Below are 18,540 nucleotides of genomic sequence, written 5' to 3' on the forward strand. Positions count from 1 at the left end.
AAGTATTAAAAAATCTCCTGGTTTGAATCCATGAAAGATTGCTGGTATTAGGAATTTAATTACTTTGCTCTCAATAGAAGCATTTTTTAAAATTAATCTCTATTTCGGGTAGTGATAAGATAATAGGGATTTTGACGTTAAGGGTTGGACTATTTGAACCTGCTTCATTACTTATGTAACAATAGGAATTAGTATAATTATAAACCTATCGATAAAATTAATACTAAGTTTGCTAATAATATTTTCTTCAGGTATTTCCGTTTGCTTTAAATAACTATTATCTGAAATTTTTATTAAGTTCTCACTGCTTAGATACTCTAAATTACCTGCTCCTCGCTTCAGAAATTTAATTTTTTCACATTCGCTTGCTATCATATCAAGAAAGTAAAATATTCTTAGAGAATTAATAACATCTATTGTAGATAAAATTTTATTCAAAATAAAACCGTCTACCACTTCGTCAATAGTAGAAATATCGATTTTTTGTAGGTCAATACCGCTTCTAGCAGATAGCTCAAGGATTATCTCGGCAAGACTACAAGCTCCGAACTTACCGTTAACCCAATGTCCTTTTTCCCATAAATGATTATCGCTCCAAATATTACCGTGTGGCCATATGCAGGGTAGGGGCGTGCATCCCAAGTCCATAAAAACATTTCTTCTATATATTCTTGCATTTGCCAATATTCTATAAATCCTTTAATAGCCGTGCGTTGTACAGAGAAATCCATACCTGCCGAGGAATATTTAGGGCTACCGCCATTCGTGCATTTAGGATCAAAGAAAACGTTTGGCTGATTTGGAGCTTTATTTATTGACGGAAATCCAAACTCGGTAAACCATATTTTTTCATTTTCGGCTCCCAAGCCGTTCGATTTCCATCAGGATTATAATGATGGTTTTCCCACCAATACCCTATATTCTTCCAAGCATAAGCAGCAGATAGAGGCTGTTTATTACCGTTACCGTCTAAATAATAATCATACCCTTCGTCTGAACGGCAACCTTTCATAATTTCTTCTTTAGTTATCTGAGAACTTAAAGAACTAGTTAAAGGGAAATAAGCATCTATACCTACAAAATCGATATAAGGGGAGGCAAATAACGGATCTAGATTATACCAGCCACCGCTAGTGTGATGATATTCCGACCAATCGGCAGCATAAGTAACTTGTACATTACTTCCTACTATTTTTTTACTAAATGTGCAAGATTACAAAGCTCGTTTACTGCCGGAAAATTATTGGCTGCATCTTTTATAGAAGTTATGCCGATCAGCTCCGAGCCGATTATAAAGGCATCGACATAATCTTTAACAAGTTGTGCGTAGTGCAGGATGAAATTATTATAACCGTCCGCTTTATGAAAAAATTGCTTACTGCATTTGCAGAACCTGTTACATGTTCACGCCACGGTTTATCTGATAAATCCATGAAAAACATTGGATAAAACATAATTTTTAAATTACGTCTTTTTAACTCGGTTAAGTAACGCACTAAACTAGCATCATTAATCGTGCCGCCGTAATGAGGGTTGTCACGCTCATCTTTAGAGATAATTTTAGCATTCTCTCTATTATAACTACCGACTTGCCAAGTGCATGAATATGAGGTTAGAGGGTCGTTAAACTCTATAGCCGGTTTTATGCTGCAATAGCCTATATCTAAACTATCGCCGAACCAAGAAACTACAGGTGCTATCTATTTAATATTAGGGCAGGTGTTTTGTAGCTGATTAAGACTAAATACGCTATCTGCAATATTATAATGATTATGGGAGTTAATGGCCTCATGGCTTATGACACCGCCGTAAGAACTTTCTTGAGTTTTATATTGAACTTCCGTATCGTAAACAAATTCCCCTGATCCCGGGATCATGTTAATGCTAAAATTTTCAACTTTTGCATAATTACTCGGTAAATAAATATTTGGTTTTCTTGTTACCTCAAATGAGAAATTTGGAATAATATTGCCGAAATCTTCTAAAGGTAATTCTTCAAATACTATATAGCTAAGTGACCTAAAAGCAGGAGTTTTACCGCTACCTAAGTTGGTTTCAATTAAAGGATCAGGTAATTGCATTTCTGATCCTTTATATAATCTAAAATTATACTTACCTAAATTTATAACTTCATCACCCGCCCATACTCTATTAATTTCAGTAATTTCTCCCTCACAAATCCTAACTGCAAAAGAAAAGAAATAGCTATATTCAGTGAAATTAGTAACGGATTTTAAGTTATGAAAATAAGGGAAATATTCTTTATGACGGGTACTATTTGCGACTTCTTTTATTGTGTCTGCCCAAATTATTTTTCCGTTAACTCTTGCAGTACCGAAAATTAGAGGTATAGCTTCGCCATAATATGCCGCCGCCAAATGTATTTCCAACAGTACCACCAAGCGAACTAAAAAAACTTCCAAACATATTTACCATATTATAGTTTAATATGGATTGATATTAGCAGTATGATGTAGTATATAACAATTGTCATACCGTGGCTTGACCACGGTATCCAGTCTTTTTAATTTTTTTATGGACCCCGTGGTCAAGCCATGGGGTGACACGCTGCCTTTAAAAAACGGAACCATAAATGTTTAAAAAATATATATTTATTCTAATATTATTTATTACGTCTATAGCTTGTGCAGAGATTATCGAAGTAGATAACTTAGATAAAATAAAACAAGATTTTAAAGAAAATTATAATAAAAATTATGTACCTCAGGATTTATTAGTAGTAACGGTTTTAGATAAATTTTTGTTTAAATCTTTAGTGGCTAATGGTGAACAAATTGATAAAGATATTTATCTTACACTAATTCCTCTTTTGCGTAATATTAATAAAAATCCAAAAGCTATTTATATAAATCAATTGATTTTAACTAATGATAGTTATAAGAAAGAATTACAAGAATCTGATTTTCCAAATTTTGTAAATGAAATGAGTAATAGTAAAATCCCTATAATAGCAGTAAATGATGGCTTTACCGGTAATTTTAATAATATTCCTAAATTTGAAATATGGTTTGCCGATTATTTAAAGAAAAATTTCGATATTGATTTTTCAAATAGTTTTCCAAACAATAATTATATTATTTTTAATAATTTAGACAGTTTTGCTAATACTTATCCGGTATTTTATAAGGGTATATTGACGAGTAATAATATATCGGAAGCGGAAATGATGATCAATTTCCTTGTTCAAATGAATTTTATACCGAAATGCTTTATAATGATTAGTAGTAGCATAGAATTGCTAAACTCAATGGAATTTCAACTTAGTAGTTATAGTTCTAATATATTATTTATTGGTTATCATTATAAAAATACCCCGGAAAATAAAGATGCTGCATATTATAATAAAACCATTGGTGATTTAATACCTCAAATAAATAAGCTAAAAAGAAATAATCCACCTTTAAAGAATAATAATGTGAAAGGTAAAAATCCTTATGACACGAATAAATAAAGTTTTATTGAGTTTACTTTGCTTAGTTATTTCGTATGCGGGCGCGGGCTACGGTCAAATTATTCCTACTTACTCCGTAGATTCAGTAACAATGAAAAATTTATTACCGAAGATAGATGCAGATACGCTGGTACTTATAAATATAGATAATACTATTATAACCCCGAAGTCCAAATTATTTCGATATCAGGATAATTCTTATATAAATTTTACTAAATATTTATATAGTCTTGCAGCGGATAACGCATCAGTTAATAAAACTATTGCAAAATTGATAGTGCAGCGTCAAATGATGCTTGTTGAATCTAAGTGGGTAGATTTAATTAATAAGATGAAACAGCAAGGTGCAACAGTTTTAGGTCTTCAAGAAATAACGGCTCCATGTAATTTAATTGAAAATTATGAAGGATGGTTATATACCTTACTTTACGGACTCAATATTAATTTTACTAATAAGGTTAATGATAAAGATGTATTTAGATTTAATCCAAGCGATGCTGGAGCTCCTATTTTTTATTTAGGTATAATATTTACCGGTAATATAAATAGAGTAAAAACTCTTATAGAGTTCTTAAAAATTATACCAAAACAACCTAAAAAAATAGTAATTTTTGCAAATAATAAAAAAGATTTAGAAAATATGGACTCTTATTTAAGTATGGTTGATATAGGGTATTATGGAATTGAATATTTGGGATGGCAAATGTTACCGGGGTCACCTGATCATCAAATCGCTGAGTTGCAGCAATCTACGTTTTTAAATACCGGTCAGTGGTTAGAAGATGATACAGCTGCAAAGATGTTAAATAAATAATTATGAATGACAATTTAATTAATGCTTTAAAAGATTTAATTATTAATACCGGTAAGGTTGCATTAGATATAAAAAAGGCAGGAATATTGACTGATACTAAATCAGATGGGTCAGTAGTCACTAATGCCGATAAGGAAATTAGTAAAATAATTTATCAAACTCTACAAACCTTAACTTCTCAAATAGCTATAGTATGTGAAGAGCAGTCGCTACCTATATTAAGCAGTGATACTTTTTGGTTAATTGATCCTATTGACGGGACACGGAGCTATGTAAACGGTAAAAGTACATATACGGTAAATATAGGGCTTATTGAAAACGATTTTCCAACCATCGGCTTGATATACACCCTGAAACAGCAAAACTATATTATACCGATGTAAACGGTCGGTTAAAAATCGAACAGAATTCTAAAGAAATATTTGTTAATCATGAATCTAAACATGAAGAGCTTAACGCGGTAATAGGTTTTTATAATTCAAATAAAGCTACTAAAGAATTTTTAAGTAAATATTCATTCGGTCAAATAAATGCAATAGGCAGTTCAATTAAACTATGCTTAATTGCTGAAGGAGCAGCTGATATATATCCAAAATTCGGTCAAACTATGGAATGGGACATAGCGGCAGGTCATAAAGCCGGCGGCGGTAATATTTTAGATACGCATGGATAAGAAATTACTTACTGTAAAGAAAATTTCGCTAATCCTAATTTTTTCGCCTGTAGTAAATATTGATTGGAAAGGGAGGTAAAAATGTCATCCCGCGACTTGATCGCGGGATCTAGTTAAAAATACTAAAATTATTAGTGTTCTTAGTTGTTTTTCTGGATACCGTGGTCAAGCCACGGTATGACATCGAACGCGTTTTTCGATCCACGCAGACACTGCCAAACTCGCATCAAACCAACTTCTTTAACTCATAAATTAACTCAAGTGCTTCTTTAGGGGATAGTTTATCAGGATCTATAGTTTTAAATTTTTCATCTAATTTGCTGCTTATAGTAGTTTTATTAGGCTCAAGATTGAACAAACTCAAATTATTTGATTCCGTCGATAAGATATTTTTTCCTTTACCTGTAGAAGTTTTTTCAAATTTAAGCAGAATCTGCTCAGCTCTGTTTATAACACTCGCAGGAAGACCGGCAAGAGCCGCAACATGAAGACCGTAAGACCTATCGGTAGCACCTGATATAATATTATGTAAAAATAGAATATCTTTACCTGACTCCTCAATAGCAATAGTATAATTTTGCAAAGCCGGCAGGAAATTAATCATAACGGTTAGCTCATGATAGTGCGTTGCAAATAAACAGCGACATTTTAGCTTATCATGGATATATTCAAGCACCGACCATGCTATAGATACCCCGTCATAAGTGGATGTTCCTCTACCTACCTCATCAAGTATGATTAGTGAGTTTTTTGTAGATTGGGCAAGAATCGCTGAGGTTTCAAGCATCTCTGCCATAAAGGTCGATTGTCCCTTAATTAAGTCATCGGCAGCACCTATTCGGCTAAATATTTTGTCGACTACTCCTATTTTAGCACTTTTCGCCGGTACAAACGAACCTATTTGAGCAATGATTGCAATAATGGCGTTTTGACGTAAAAAAGTACTTTTACCTGCCATATTAGGACCGGTAATTAACCAAATACGCTCAAGCTCCGATAAATGACAATCATTATATACAAAGCTTTTGCTTTCTTGCTGTAGTGCTTTCTCTACTACAGGATGCCGTCCTTTAACGATGTCAAAGCTTAAATCATCGGTAAATTCAGCCTTAACATAATCATATTCATCAGCGATGTAAGCAAAATTACAAAATACGTCAAGTCCGCTTAAAGAGCTTGCAAGTATTCGTAAATAGGAAGCTTTTTCAATTACTTGGCTACAAATATCCGCATATAATTCTTTTTCTAAACTTATTACTAAGGTTTTGGCATTGACTAAGTCGCTTTCAAGCTTTTGTAATTCGGCAGTAGTGTAACGGACATTATTAACTGTGGTTTGACGGTGAATAAATTTGGAATCGGTGATTTTATTGACATTTTTAGCAGTTATATCGATAAAAAGCCCTATAACATTATTATGGGATATTTTTAAACTGTCTATTCCCGTTTCTTTGCGATATTGCTCTTTTAGCTTTTCAATATGTAATTTTCCGTTATTAATTAAATCATGTAATTGTGCTACTTTCGGATGATATTCATGTTTTATTATACCCCCTTCATTTAAATTATTCGGTGCATTTTCCCGTATTGTTTCATCTATTAAATTATATAACTCTTCATTACCTGACAGTGGCTTAATAATTTTTTCAATAAAATCAGGCAAATTAAAACCGTAAGCATCAAAAAATACTCCTTTAATAATCGTTGCAGTTTCCAAGGTATATTTAATACTAAGTAAATCACGACCCGAACTTCTGTTCATCATAATACGGGTTAAGCAGCGTTCTATATCACTAGTTTTTTTTAGAAGTTCTCTAGTTCTTTTTACTATTTCTAAGTTGGAATAAAAGAACTCGGTAATATTTAAACGATGATTTATTTTAGCAATGTCGGTTAAAGGACTTGAAAGAAAATTATATAGTAAACGTCCGCCTTGTTTAGTAACCGTATGATTAAGGGTGCTTAGTAAACTTCCTTTCGAGCCGCCTTGTGAGTTTGTTACAATTTCAAGATTGCGTCTAGTTGCAAAATCAATAGTCATATAGCTATGAAAATTGATAATTCTAGGGATTGGCAAACGAGGAATATTTTGTTTTTGCGTTAACGATAAATATTCTAAAATGCTACCTATGGCACAAATTTGACTGCTAGATACTTCTCCAACTCCTTTAATATCTTTCATTTTATAAAAATCTAAAATAATTTTTTCACATTTATTAACTGCAAAAAAACTATCGACTTGATAGGTAATACGAAAATTTAATTGTTTAAAAATACTATCCGCAAGATTAGAAGATCTTAGATTTTCGCTAAGTAAAATTTCACGAGGTTTTAAACGGGCAAGTTCATTAAGAATTTCGGCTTCCGGTACATTAACTACAAAAATTTCGGAAGTAGAAAGATCAACATAACAAAGGCTAGCCGTTTCTTTATTTTTTGGTATTACGAGACTTGCTAAATAATTAGGTTCTGCTGAAGCAATTAGATTTTCTTCAATTATAGTTCCTGGAGTTATAATACGTGTGACGTCTCTAGTAACTACCGCTTTATAACCGCCTCTATTCTTTGCTTCTTCAGGTGTTTCTAGTTGATCACAAATAGCAACCTTATAATTTTCTTCAATTAACTTAGTTAAATAATTCTCAAGAGCATGATAAGGTACTCCGCACATCGCAATTTCTTCTTCGCCGTTTTTGCCTCGCTTTGTTAAAGCAATGCCAAGTACATTGCTTGCTAGAATTGCATCTTCATAGAACATCTCATAAAAATCACCCATTCTAAATAATAATAAACAATCTAAATGAGCAAATTTAATGTCTAGATATTGCTGCATCATTTTCGTTGCAACATCGTAATTATATTTTTGTTTAAACTCTTGAAGATTCATATTAAGCAAACTTATATATTAGTTTATCAGATATAGGCTTTAGCGTAGACCAGTTTCCTAATTGTTATACCGTGGCTTGATCACGGGATCCAGTTAAAAATACTAAAATTATTAGTATTTTTTATTGTTTTTATGGACCCCGTGGTCAAGCTACGGTATGACACCGAGTGCTTTTTTATATCCATGCAACAATGCCCGCTCGCAATGACGACGTCTATCTATATAAAACTACTTTATCTTTGATAGGCGGGTGCTATGTCTGCCGCCTTCAAATTTGGTAGTTAAAAACTTATCTATAATATCAAATACTATTTTGTGATCTACGGTTTTTGCTCCGAGTATCAAAATATTAGCGTCATTATGAGCTTTAGCATTTTCGGCAGTTAATATATCATTGCACAAAGCGGCTCTTATCTCCGAGCTACGATTAGCAGCTATAGACATACCAATCCCCGTATCACTAATTAAAATACCGATAGGTGCTAATTTTTCAATAATAATATCTACTACTTTCTTAGCATAATCAGGATAATCAACGGTTTGTGTATTATTCGTTCCGCAGTCATAAATCTTTAGAGATTTCTGCTCTAAATAATTGATAATTTCAGACTTAAGCTCATAACTTGAATGATCACTAGCTATGACAATATTATAAGTTTTCATAGTTAATTTTTTGATGGAAAATAATGATAAAAATTATATACTATGTAAGATTTATTTTCTAATGTAAATAATAGTTTTGTTAAGTATATGAAATATCCTGTTGCACTTAGTATCGTTATATGTTTTTGTTTAGTTGCTTGTGTTGATCAGCCACCGGCTCCAATTGAGTATAAAGTAGGAGATGTTACTGCAAATAATAATTCTACCGAACTAGAACACGATGAGGGGTTGATAGTTCAAAGAACTATGGAAGACGATCACGTATCAGAAAAAGTTAGTGGTAGACTCGAAGAACCAAAGGCAAAAATTATAGAAGATGATAATGATAATATTGAGATTCCTATATCTCGGAATGAAGACGAAGATGAAGAAGCTATAGAACAATTAAATTTTGTAAAACCGTTAAATGGGGTAATTATTACCGAGTTTAAAGCCGGTAAAAGTAAAGGGATAGATATTGCTGCTAAAGAATATAGCGAAGTTAAATCTATTGCTGCAGGAACGGTAATATATTCAGGCTTTAATAAACAATTCGGTAATTTAGTAATAGTTAAGTTAGATAAAGATGATTTGGAAGTAGCATATGCGAGTTTAGATGATTTGTTACTTAAAAAAGGTGATAAAATTGCTAAAAATAGTGTTATCGGACATGTAGAACATAAGTTATATTTTGCGATGCGTAAAAACAAAATAGCGGTTGATCCAAGCAAATATATAGAATTTTAAATGGAAGATTTTATTACTCTTACCAAATACGGCGAACCTCAAAATGTTATAGTAAGGAGGAGTAGCAAAGCTAAAAATATAGCCATCCGAATTACGTCTAAAGGTGCAGAGCTTGTATTACCTCTTAAGGTAAAAGTCGAAAAAGGTCATAATTTTTTATTAAGTAAAGAATATTGGGTTAGGCAAAAATTACGTCGTAATGTAACTGAGATACCAAAGGATGAAGATAAGATTTCTATTTTGGGTAAATCTTATGAAATAATACATATTGATTCGTCTAAAAATCAGATAAAACTAAATGATTCTACGTTAGAAGTGTATTGCAGTAAGGTACTAAAAAAACTTAGTATAGAAGTATTCCTTAAAAAGAAATTATTAGCAGAAATAAAAATAATAGTAGAGAATATATCCAAAAAACATAATTTGACTTATTCTAATATTAGAATAATGGAAAATGTTAGCCGTTGGGGGAGTTGTTGTAGCAAAGGGAATCTTGCTTTTAATTGGCGGGTAGTTTTTGCCCCCTTTGAAGTACTAAAATATTTAGTAGCTCATGAAATGGCACATTTAAAAGAAATGAACCATAGCAAAAATTTTTGGCAGTTAGTTGAGGATATATATCCTGAATACCAACCGGTAAAATTATGGCTAAAAAGAAACGGTAAAAATTTATATAGTTATTTGTCATGAAATGTCATGCCGTGGCTTGTCCACGGCATCCAGAAAAACAATAAAAAATACTAATAATATTAGTATTTTTAACTGGATCCCGTGGACAAGCTACGGCATGACAGAGGTGAAATTGATCCACGCAACAATACCAAGCGGGAATGACATCGGAAAGGTTAATTTAAAGAAAAACATAAAGGATAAATAGAATGCACAACACCACAAAAAGAGTAACAGTCCCGGCACTTGAAGAAATCTTATATGAGCCTATAAAAGTGTTAGATCACGGCTTTATTAGAGTTATCGACTATATGGGGGATGATAGTGCTATAGTACAAGCAGCTCGTGTTTCTTACGGTAAGGGTACGAAGCAATTAAACCAAGATAAAGGGCTGATAAACTACTTGCTTCGTCATTATCATACCACTCCTTTTGAGATGTGTGACATCAAGTTCCATATTAAACTACCGATATTTATTGCAAGGCAATGGATTAGGCATAGAACAGCTAGCGTTAACGAATATTCGGCAAGGTATTCTATTTTAGGCAACGAATTTTATTTACCCGAACCGGCAAATGTTGCTTCCCAATCTGCTGTAAATAAACAATGTAGGGAAGGGGATAGCTTACCGAAAGAAGTGGTTGAAAAGGTCCTTGCAATTTTAGAGGAAGATGCTAGACAGTGCTACGGGCATTATAAGGAATTGATGAATGCTGATGAAGAAGGTAATATTATAAATGAGAACGCCACAGGGATAGCAAGAGAGCTTGCTCGTATGAATTTAACTTTAAATTATTATACGGAATGGTATTGGAAGATTAATTTACATAATTTACTTCATTTCTTAAGGTTGCGTGCCGACCCTCACGCACAATATGAAATTAGAGTTTATGCTGAAAAAATGTTTGAAATAGTTAAAGCTTGGGTACCTTTTACTTACGAAGCTTTTGAGGAATATCGTTTGCAGGGAGCGAATATTTCACGTAAAGGTTTAGATGTAATTAAAAGAATGATAAAAGGTGAAAAAGTTACCCATGAAACTAGCGGCATGACTAAAAGAGAATGGGAAGAATTAATGAAGATTTTTGGGTAGTGGATGTCATTCCTGCGAAAGCAGGAATCTAGTAACCTTTAATGTCATACTGTGACTTGATCGCAGTATCCAAAAAAATAACTTATAATAGTGTTGCAAGCTGGATCCCGCGAACAAGTCGCGGGATGACACCGTGCTGACGGAATTTGATAAAAAGGATTATTTTGAGTGAGAAATATTATATATTTTATACTATCACTATTATTTAGCTTTACCGGCTATGCACTTGAAACAATAAATATTGAGCATGGGCGAGCCGACCCTACGCCTATAGCAGTAAATAAATTTAATGCTGATAGTTCTACTGATAATGTAGTAGGTCACGATGTGGTTAAAGTTATCTCTAATGATTTAAAGCTTTCGGGATTATTCCGTCCTATTTCCTCTGCATCTTTTATAGAAGAGAAGACAGGAATAGAATATAAACCGCTTTTTGCTGCATGGCGTCAAATTAATGCTAGTCTTTTAGTAAATGGTGAAGTTAAGAAACTAGAAAGCGGTAAACTTAAAATTAGCTTTATATTATGGGATACATTGCTTGAAAAACAGCTCGCCGGTGAAATTCTTGAAGTACCTGAAACCTTATGGAGAAGAGCGGCACATAAAATTGCTGATAAAATTTATGAAAAAATTACCGGTGATGCCGGTTATTTTGATACCAAAATAGTGTATGTATCAGAAAGCAGTTCTTTACCGAAAATAAAAAGAATTGCTTTGATGGATTATGACGGGGCTAATAATAAATACCTTACCAATGGAAAGTCATTAGTCTTAACCCCAAGATTTGCTCGTTCGGCGGATAAGATTTTTTATGTTTCATATGCTACCAAAAAAAGAGCACTCGTTTATGAAAAAGATTTAAAAACAGGCAAAGAAAGTGTAGTAGGTGATTTTTCCGGTATATCTTTTGCTCCTAGATTCTCACCGGACGGTAGAAAAGCTGTAATGTCGATAGCTAAAAACGGCTCGACGCATATTTATGAAATCGACCTTGCTACTAAACGGCTTCATAAATTAACTGACGGATTTGGTATTAATACATCTCCTAGCTATTCACCGGACGGTAAAAAAATTGTGTATAATTCCGATAGAAACGGTGTACCTCAATTATATATCATGAATTCGGACGGAAGTGACGTTCAGCGTATTAGTTTTGGTGGAGGTTCTTACACTGCTCCTAGCTGGTCGCCTAGAGGAGATTATATAGCATTTACTAAGATTACTAGAGGAGACGGAGGAAAAACTTTTAATATCGGAATTATGAAAGCATGCCCCCAAGATGATGAGAATAGCGAAAGGATAATAACAAGTGGGTATTTAGTCGAAAGCCCTTGTTGGTCGCCTAACGGACGAGTTATTATGTTTGCTAAAGGTTGGCCTTCAAGAGCTAAAGCTCCAGGAAAGAATAAAATTTTTGCAATTGATCTAACAGGTCATAATGAAAGAGAAATTATAACACCGGCAGATGCTTCTGATCCGGAATGGTCAGGTGTGCTGAACTAATGTCATTCCTGCGAAAGCAGGAATCCAGTTTTTAAGCAAATTATATACTAAATTTTTATATAATTTTCTTTGTTTTTATCATTTTTTTACTGGATTCCCGCTTTCGTGGGAATGACATAAACGAGTTGTGCAACAAGGTCATAACTCTGCAGGAATGAAGTTAAGCTACTTCTCTACTATGGTTTAAGATAAACTTCTTTATTTTTTCAAAAGCCGTATTTTCTATTTGTCTAATACGTTCCTTAGAAATATTATACTCACTGCTTAGAATATCTAGAGTTTTAGGAGTATCTGTTAATTTACGCTCTGTTAAAATACGAAGTTCCCTATCGTTTAAAATCTTCATAGCATTTGATAGTAACTTCCTTTTACTGGTAGAATTTTGCTTATTAATAGCCATAGCTTCGGGAGTAGGGCGTGTTTCCGGTAGTAGTTCTATTAACTCTCCGGATTCTGCATCGTCACTATTTATAGAGTTATTTAACGATAAATCAGGACCTGAAATTCTAGTATTCATTTCGGAAACTTCATTAACCGAAACGCCTAGCTCATCTGCTATTTGTGCAAAATCATCGGTAGTAATAGCCCTTGAGTATAAATTAGTAATTTTATGCTTAACTTTATTAAGACTAAAAAATAATTTTTTTTGTGCAGCCGTTGTTCCCATCTTTACTAATGACCAAGATTTTAATATATATTCTTGTATGGCTGCTTTAATCCACCACATCGCATATGTTGATAGGCGGAAACCAAGTTCGGGATTGAATTTTTTTACTGCCTGCATTAAACCTATATTACCTTCTGAAACCAATTCGGTAATAGGAAGACCGTAAGTCCTATAGTCGCTTGCAATTTTTGCAACAAGCTTAAGATGGCTCGTTACTAATTTATGTGCAGCTTGTAAATCATTCTCTTCTAAATAGGATTTCGCTAATAAAAATTCTTCTTCTTGCGTAAGTGAAGGAATTTTATTGATTTTCTGTAAGTAGCTATAAAATCCTGATTCGCTAGAAATTTCTAATGCATTAATATTATTAGTCATACTAACCTTAAAAACTATTTTTCTTTATACTAACACATATATGATCTAAAATAAACTTTTTCTAGAGTATTTTTAAATAAAATCAAATAATGTCTAAAAAATCCAATAAAAATTTAGCTTTTTCCTTGCTGGGATTAATAATTAGCATGGTGTTACTAAGCTTTGCTTCTGTACCTATCTATAATTTATTTTGTAAAGTTACAGGATATGGCGGCACTACTGCAAAAGAAACGGTGAGTGTATATTCTAAGGTAAAAGGCACTAAACCTATAATTATCGAGTTCGATGCTAATGTTGATAAAGATTTGCCTTGGCGTTTTATCCCAAGGCAGCAAAGAGTGCAAATTGTTCCGGGGCAGAATACTCTAGTGTTCTATGAAACGGAGAATCTAAGTGATAACGATATAATAGGTACTTCCGTATATAATGTTACTCCAAATAAAGCAGGAAAATATTTCGTAAAAATTCATTGTTTTTGTTTTGAAGAACAATTATTAAAAGCCGGCGAAAAAGTCTTAATGCCGGTTACATTTTATATAGATAAGGATTTTGAGCTTGATCCTGAAATGCAAGACATTAAAGTACTTACTTTATCTTATAGTTTCTTTAAAGTAAGAGAACTATAGCTGTCACCCCATGGCTTGACCACGTGGTGACAACGGAGCGTTTTTCAAGAGCCACGCAACAAAGCCCATCATTGATGTTCAATAACCCATTTACGAAGTCTAACAATCGGCGGAGTATTTATAAGAGCAGTAGAAGGTAAAACTTTGCCGTTAGTATTAAAGTTAATTATAGGATCTATACCGTATATGCTATACCAAGGCTTTAACGGCGAGCTATTTGAATATTTACGGTGAAACCAAGATAAAAAAGGTGTTGTTTCTTTATACTCTATTACTTTAACCGATTGTGGATTTTTGTGATATATAAGGCTAAGTACCGATTGGTCGGAATGATGCCATTTATATTCATCGTAATTAGGGTAAATATTATAATCTTTGCCTGAAAGAATTCTAATATCTTCACAACTTTTTAGCCATTTTTCAATAAAAGAACGAGAAAGCTTGGTATTACGTACAATAATAATGGCACACCAAATATGATCGTCATTTCTGCATTCGTCAGTAAGACAATCCATTAAAGCAAAAGTTTCACCTTTAACAAAACTACCGTTTTTACGATTGCGATCATGTACCAGTAATATATCATTATCGCCTAAAAGATTTGTTAAATTACTGATATGCTTTTTAATAACAAATGCTGAGTCTAAATATACTATAATAGCTCCTTCCGGTGCATTTTTCATTGTTTCAAGTATAATATAAGGCTTCCATAGCCATAACCCCGCTCCTGCAGGTTCATTAAAAATTTCTTGATTTTTTTCTATAAATGCTTGATTTATATGCTTTTTCTTATAGTTAAATATGAAATCTATACCTTTATTAATCGTATAATGAGTAGTTGCATTTTGATTACGATAAACATACTCCGGACCGTCGGCATAAGAAACTAAATAAATAGGCTCTTTTATAGAATTATGAATAGATAAATCTACTTTTTGTAATGATAGGTCATTAATAAAACCTTGACGTGCATATTCTAAAATAATCAGTAGAAAATAAATTAGAGCTAATGTAATAACTGTTTTGTATAATATTTTAAATAACATATAATTTTTAATTTTTTTTAAGCTATGTGTCTTGTTGTGTGGATCAAAAAATGCGTGCGATGTCATACCGTGGCTTGACCACGGTATCCAGCTTAAAATACTAATATTATTAGTATTTTAAATTGTTTTTATGGACCCCGTGGTCAAGCCACGGGGTGACACAGTGGATTTTATCGGCCTACGCAACAATGCCTGCTCGCAATGACGAAATCGATAATTATTAGACAACGCCAATTATAGCATTTTAATATATTAAAAGATAGTGTTGTAATTTAATTATAAATTTAGTATAACTTGCTGTTTATTTAAGGTTGGTATGATTAATTTAGGGGATAAGCAGTCTACTATAGTTGTCGCAATGTCAGGCGGGGTTGATAGTTCGGCGGTTGCCGCAATGCTGCATGAACAGGGACATAATGTTATAGGTATTACCTTGCAGCTATATGATCACGGTATGGCAGTAGGGAAAAAAAATGCCTGTTGTGCCGGTCAGGATATTTACGATGCTAAAATGGTAGCAAATAAGCTAGGTATTCCCCATTACGTACTTGGTTATGAGAGCAAATTTAAAGAGTCGGTAATAGATAATTTCGTCGATAGCTATTTACAAGGTGAAACACCGCTTCCATGCGTGCAATGTAATAAATCGGTAAAATTTAGGGATCTAATTAAAACGGCTAGAGAACTTGGGGCAGATAAGCTTGCTACCGGTCATTACGTACGAAAAATAAACGGTGATAATGGAGCGGAATTACATACAGGGCTTGATCCGGCAAAAGACCAAAGTTATTTTTTATTTACGACAACTAAAGAACAATTAGAATATTTAAGCTTTCCTCTTGGAGGACTTACTAAGGATGAAACACGAAAGCTTGCTAGTAAATTTGGGCTTGAGGTAGCGGATAAGCCGGATAGCCAAGATATTTGCTTCGTACCTGACGGGAATTATAAGAGCGTAATAAATAAAATACGTCCCGGTAGCAGCGAAAGCGGTAAGATTGTTCACGTAAACGGGTTTGAGCTAGGAGAACATAGCGGTATAATTAATTACACTATAGGGCAACGTCGTGGGCTTGGTATAGCTTATAACGAGCCTTTATATGTAGTAAAGATTGATCCTAAGGACAATATAGTATATGTAGGATCGGAGTCTGCATTACATGTGCAGGAGTTTATAATTAAAGACGTGAATTGGCTTGCAGATGAGACTAAAGATAACGAAAAGCTAGAAGTAGCAGTTAAAATCCGTTCAACAAGACCGCCTCGTTTAGCCGAAGTAAGTAAACTCGGTGATGATAAAATGAAGATAAAATTTTTATCCGAAGAAAAAGCCGTTGCCCCTGGACAAGCATGCGTTATTTATGCCGGAGAGAGGGTACTTGGCGGCGGATGGATTACTAGGGATATGAGGTAATTGCGTCATTGCGAGGAGCGAAGCGACGTTGCAATCTAGTTAGATCTTCTGAGATTGCCACGCTCCTTTTAGTCGCTCGCAATGACACAATTCACAAAAAAATAAGCTCACTAAAACGGGAGAAAATAATGAGTTTTTTTAAGAAGAAAAGTTTTGAATCAGTAAAAGAGATAGGTAGCTCAAGCGGTCTTAGTAAGACGCTTGGAGCATTCGATTTAATATTACTGGGTCTTGGTGCAATGGTTGGTACGGGCGTATTCGTTGTTACCGGTATAATTGCTGCTAAATTTTCAGGGCCTGCAGTGATGATATCTTATATGATTGCCGGTATTACCTGTATTTTCGTCGCACTTGTTTATACCGAACTTGCTGTTATGCTTCCGACTTCCGGCAGTATTTATACTTACTCTTACGTTGCATTCGGTGAAGTATTCGCTTGGATGATCGGTAGCGTTATAATATTAGAGCTTGGAGTATCTGCTGGAATAGTAGCTGCCGGTTGGTCAGGTTATATACAAGGAATATTGGAAGCAGGCGGAGTATATTTACCAAAAGTCTTAACTACCGTACCTTCAAATGGTGGAGTAATAAATTTACCGGCATTTTTAATTTCGGCATTTATTGGATTTATTTTATTTTTAGGTACTAAAGATAGTAAAAAAATAAATGCTATTTTAGTTTTTGTAAAAATGGCAGCAATATTTGCTTTTGTTGTGGCAGCTGCTCCGCATTTTGATGCTACTAATTGGAGTAATTTTATGCCTTTCGGTTTCGGTAGCGTCGTGATGGGTTCTTCTATTTTGTTCTTAGCTTTTACGGGATTTGGAACAATTGCAACTGCAGCTGAAGAATGTAAAAATCCAAAGCGTGATATAATGATCGGTATTATAGGATCACTAGTTTTAACTACTTTAGTATATGTGGTAATGTCAGGCTTAGTTACCGGTATAGCTCCTTTTGATCAGCTAAATAATGATCGTCCGCTTGCTTATGCCTTAACTATCAATAATAGTAAAATTGGTTCAGCAATTATTTCAACCGGAGCGGTTTGTGGTATGATGACGGTGTTGATGATGAATATTTACGGTACTTCTCGTATTTTTTATGCTATCGCACGTGACGGTTTACTACCGAAAAGTTTTGCAAAATTGCATCCTAGATATGATAGCCCATATGTTACGATTATAATATTCTCTGCACTTGCAGCGTTTTTAGGAGGTTTTTGTCCTACTGAAATTATAACGCAATTAACTTCAATGGGAGCACTTATTGATTATATTGTTGTAGCAATAATAGTAATGATGTTTAGGATAAAATTACCGACTGCTCAAAGAGCATTTAAATGTCCTATAGTATTTGTTATTGCACCGTTTATTTTGTTTGCTTGTATCTATCTATTACTTACACAAATATATGGTGATGAAATATATAAAGGAAGCTTTAATATATTAACGGCAGGTCGTGCGTTAATATATTGGTTTATTACGATATTTGTTTTATATATTATAAGATCGTTCTTTATGAAAAAAGAGCAAAATTAGGGACGTATGTCATACCGTGGTCAAGTCGGCGTTGTTGCATGGATACCCGAGTCGTCATTGCGAGCGACTGAAAGGAGCGTGGTAATCTCATGAAGTAGTAGAAAATTCCTGAGGTTGCCACGTTGAGGCTTTGCCTTTCCTCGCAAGGTATTGTTGTGTGGATCGAAAAACTTACTCGATGTCATCCCCGCGAAAGCGGGGATCCAGAAAAATAACTTCAATATTGATATAGAAGTTACATATTTGGTAAAATAAGTCTAAAAAACAAGTTTTTTTAGATTTTACTGGATTCCCGCTTTCGCGGGAATGACATAAAATGGTCCATGCAACAACGCCTCCTCGCAATGACGTTAATCCACACAAAACCACA

General features: G+C 33.7%; 18 protein-coding genes and 3 pseudogenes. 11 read left to right on the forward strand and 10 right to left on the reverse strand.

Annotated elements, in window-relative coordinates:
- Positions 1–521: 521 nt before the first annotated feature.
- The 4 genes and pseudogenes from MB29_RS14345 to MB29_RS14510 all read right to left on the reverse strand — a co-directional run bounded on the left by MB29_RS14345 (position 522) and on the right by MB29_RS14510 (position 2,591).
- Positions 522–1,338, reverse strand: a pseudogene (locus MB29_RS14345) (baseplate megatron protein TIM-barrel domain-containing protein).
- Positions 1,290–1,496 carry a hypothetical protein gene (locus MB29_RS11830; protein WP_215426268.1) on the reverse strand — a complete coding sequence of 69 codons (207 nt, stop codon included), beginning with the start codon at positions 1,494–1,496 and terminating at the stop codon, positions 1,290–1,292. The pseudogene MB29_RS14345 and the gene MB29_RS11830 overlap by 49 nt, the downstream one beginning before the upstream one ends.
- An 810-nt stretch (positions 1,497–2,306) precedes the next feature.
- Positions 2,307–2,427, reverse strand: a pseudogene (locus MB29_RS13830) (host specificity protein); the annotation flags it as partial.
- Between the two features lie 17 nt (positions 2,428–2,444).
- Entirely contained in the window at positions 2,445–2,591 is a 147-nt protein-coding gene (locus MB29_RS14510) for a palindromic element RPE4 domain-containing protein (protein WP_233418988.1), read from the reverse strand.
- Between the two features lie 2 nt (positions 2,592–2,593).
- Between MB29_RS14510 and MB29_RS06360 the strand changes: the two genes are divergently transcribed.
- The 3 genes and pseudogenes from MB29_RS06360 to MB29_RS08735 all read left to right on the forward strand — a co-directional run bounded on the left by MB29_RS06360 (position 2,594) and on the right by MB29_RS08735 (position 5,022).
- A complete protein-coding gene (locus MB29_RS06360) occupies positions 2,594–3,472 on the forward strand; it encodes a DUF2608 domain-containing protein (RefSeq protein WP_032139531.1) in 879 nt (292 codons plus the stop codon).
- Entirely contained in the window at positions 3,456–4,286 is an 831-nt protein-coding gene (locus MB29_RS06365) for a DUF2608 domain-containing protein (RefSeq protein WP_032139532.1), read from the forward strand. The genes MB29_RS06360 and MB29_RS06365 overlap by 17 nt, the downstream gene beginning before the upstream one ends.
- A 2-nt stretch (positions 4,287–4,288) precedes the next feature.
- Positions 4,289–5,022, forward strand: a pseudogene (locus MB29_RS08735) (3'(2'),5'-bisphosphate nucleotidase CysQ family protein).
- A gap of 46 nt (positions 5,023–5,068) precedes the next feature.
- Here MB29_RS08735 and MB29_RS14360 read toward each other — a convergent pair.
- The 4 genes from MB29_RS14360 to rpiB form a co-directional block, all read right to left on the reverse strand.
- The gene (locus MB29_RS14360) at positions 5,069–5,164 is read right to left on the reverse strand and encodes a palindromic element RPE4 domain-containing protein (protein ID WP_233419002.1); all 96 of its coding nucleotides are present in this window, start codon (positions 5,162–5,164) and stop codon (positions 5,069–5,071) included.
- 21 nt (positions 5,165–5,185) lie between these two features.
- Entirely contained in the window at positions 5,186–7,846 is a 2,661-nt protein-coding gene (gene mutS, locus MB29_RS06375; protein WP_032139533.1) for a DNA mismatch repair protein MutS, read from the reverse strand.
- A gap of 80 nt (positions 7,847–7,926) precedes the next feature.
- Entirely contained in the window at positions 7,927–8,031 is a 105-nt protein-coding gene (locus MB29_RS11845; protein ID WP_215426278.1) for a proline/betaine transporter, read from the reverse strand.
- A 43-nt stretch (positions 8,032–8,074) separates the two neighbouring features.
- On the reverse strand, positions 8,075–8,509 hold the full coding sequence (gene rpiB / locus MB29_RS06380) for a ribose 5-phosphate isomerase B (protein ID WP_023507749.1): 435 nt from the start codon (positions 8,507–8,509) through the stop codon (positions 8,075–8,077).
- A gap of 87 nt (positions 8,510–8,596) precedes the next feature.
- Here rpiB and MB29_RS06385 point away from each other — a divergent pair, with 87 nt between their 5' ends.
- The 5 genes from MB29_RS06385 to tolB all read left to right on the forward strand — a co-directional run bounded on the left by MB29_RS06385 (position 8,597) and on the right by tolB (position 12,501).
- Positions 8,597–9,235: a murein hydrolase activator EnvC family protein gene (locus tag MB29_RS06385; protein ID WP_032139534.1), complete on the forward strand. Its 639-nt coding sequence runs from the start codon at positions 8,597–8,599 to the stop codon at positions 9,233–9,235.
- On the forward strand, positions 9,236–9,925 hold the full coding sequence (locus MB29_RS06390; protein ID WP_032139535.1) for a M48 family metallopeptidase: 690 nt from the start codon (positions 9,236–9,238) through the stop codon (positions 9,923–9,925).
- A gap of 1 nt (position 9,926) precedes the next feature.
- On the forward strand, positions 9,927–10,112 hold the full coding sequence (locus MB29_RS13040; protein ID WP_233418989.1) for a hypothetical protein: 186 nt from the start codon (positions 9,927–9,929) through the stop codon (positions 10,110–10,112).
- Position 10,113: 1 nt separating this feature from the next.
- Positions 10,114–10,998, forward strand: a complete 885-nt coding sequence (gene thyX, locus MB29_RS06395; RefSeq protein ID WP_032139536.1) for an FAD-dependent thymidylate synthase — start codon at positions 10,114–10,116, stop codon at positions 10,996–10,998.
- A 168-nt stretch (positions 10,999–11,166) separates the two neighbouring features.
- Positions 11,167–12,501, forward strand: a complete 1,335-nt coding sequence (gene tolB / locus MB29_RS06400; RefSeq protein WP_032139537.1) for a Tol-Pal system beta propeller repeat protein TolB — start codon at positions 11,167–11,169, stop codon at positions 12,499–12,501.
- A 160-nt stretch (positions 12,502–12,661) separates the two neighbouring features.
- Here the strand turns inward: tolB and rpoH are convergent, their stop codons facing one another.
- Positions 12,662–13,543, reverse strand: a complete 882-nt coding sequence (gene rpoH / locus MB29_RS06405) for an RNA polymerase sigma factor RpoH (protein WP_032139538.1) — start codon at positions 13,541–13,543, stop codon at positions 12,662–12,664.
- An 89-nt stretch (positions 13,544–13,632) separates the two neighbouring features.
- Between rpoH and MB29_RS06410 the strand changes: the two genes are divergently transcribed.
- Complete coding sequence (locus MB29_RS06410) at positions 13,633–14,169, forward strand: cytochrome c oxidase assembly protein (protein WP_008580370.1); 537 nt, start codon at positions 13,633–13,635, stop codon at positions 14,167–14,169.
- Between the two features lie 68 nt (positions 14,170–14,237).
- Here the strand turns inward: MB29_RS06410 and MB29_RS06415 are convergent, their stop codons facing one another.
- Entirely contained in the window at positions 14,238–15,215 is a 978-nt protein-coding gene (locus tag MB29_RS06415) for a hypothetical protein (RefSeq protein ID WP_032139576.1), read from the reverse strand.
- A gap of 316 nt (positions 15,216–15,531) precedes the next feature.
- Here MB29_RS06415 and mnmA point away from each other — a divergent pair, with 316 nt between their 5' ends.
- Positions 15,532–16,629, forward strand: coding sequence for a tRNA 2-thiouridine(34) synthase MnmA (gene mnmA, locus MB29_RS06420; protein ID WP_032139539.1), 1,098 nt, complete (start codon positions 15,532–15,534; stop codon positions 16,627–16,629).
- 128 nt (positions 16,630–16,757) lie between these two features.
- Positions 16,758–18,170, forward strand: a complete 1,413-nt coding sequence (locus MB29_RS06425) for an amino acid permease (protein ID WP_032139540.1) — start codon at positions 16,758–16,760, stop codon at positions 18,168–18,170.
- Positions 18,171–18,540: the final 370 nt, after the last annotated feature.

Origin of the sequence: Rickettsia tamurae, assembly GCF_000751075.1 — a bacterium.
Classification (GTDB): Bacteria; Pseudomonadota; Alphaproteobacteria; order Rickettsiales; family Rickettsiaceae; genus Rickettsia; species Rickettsia tamurae.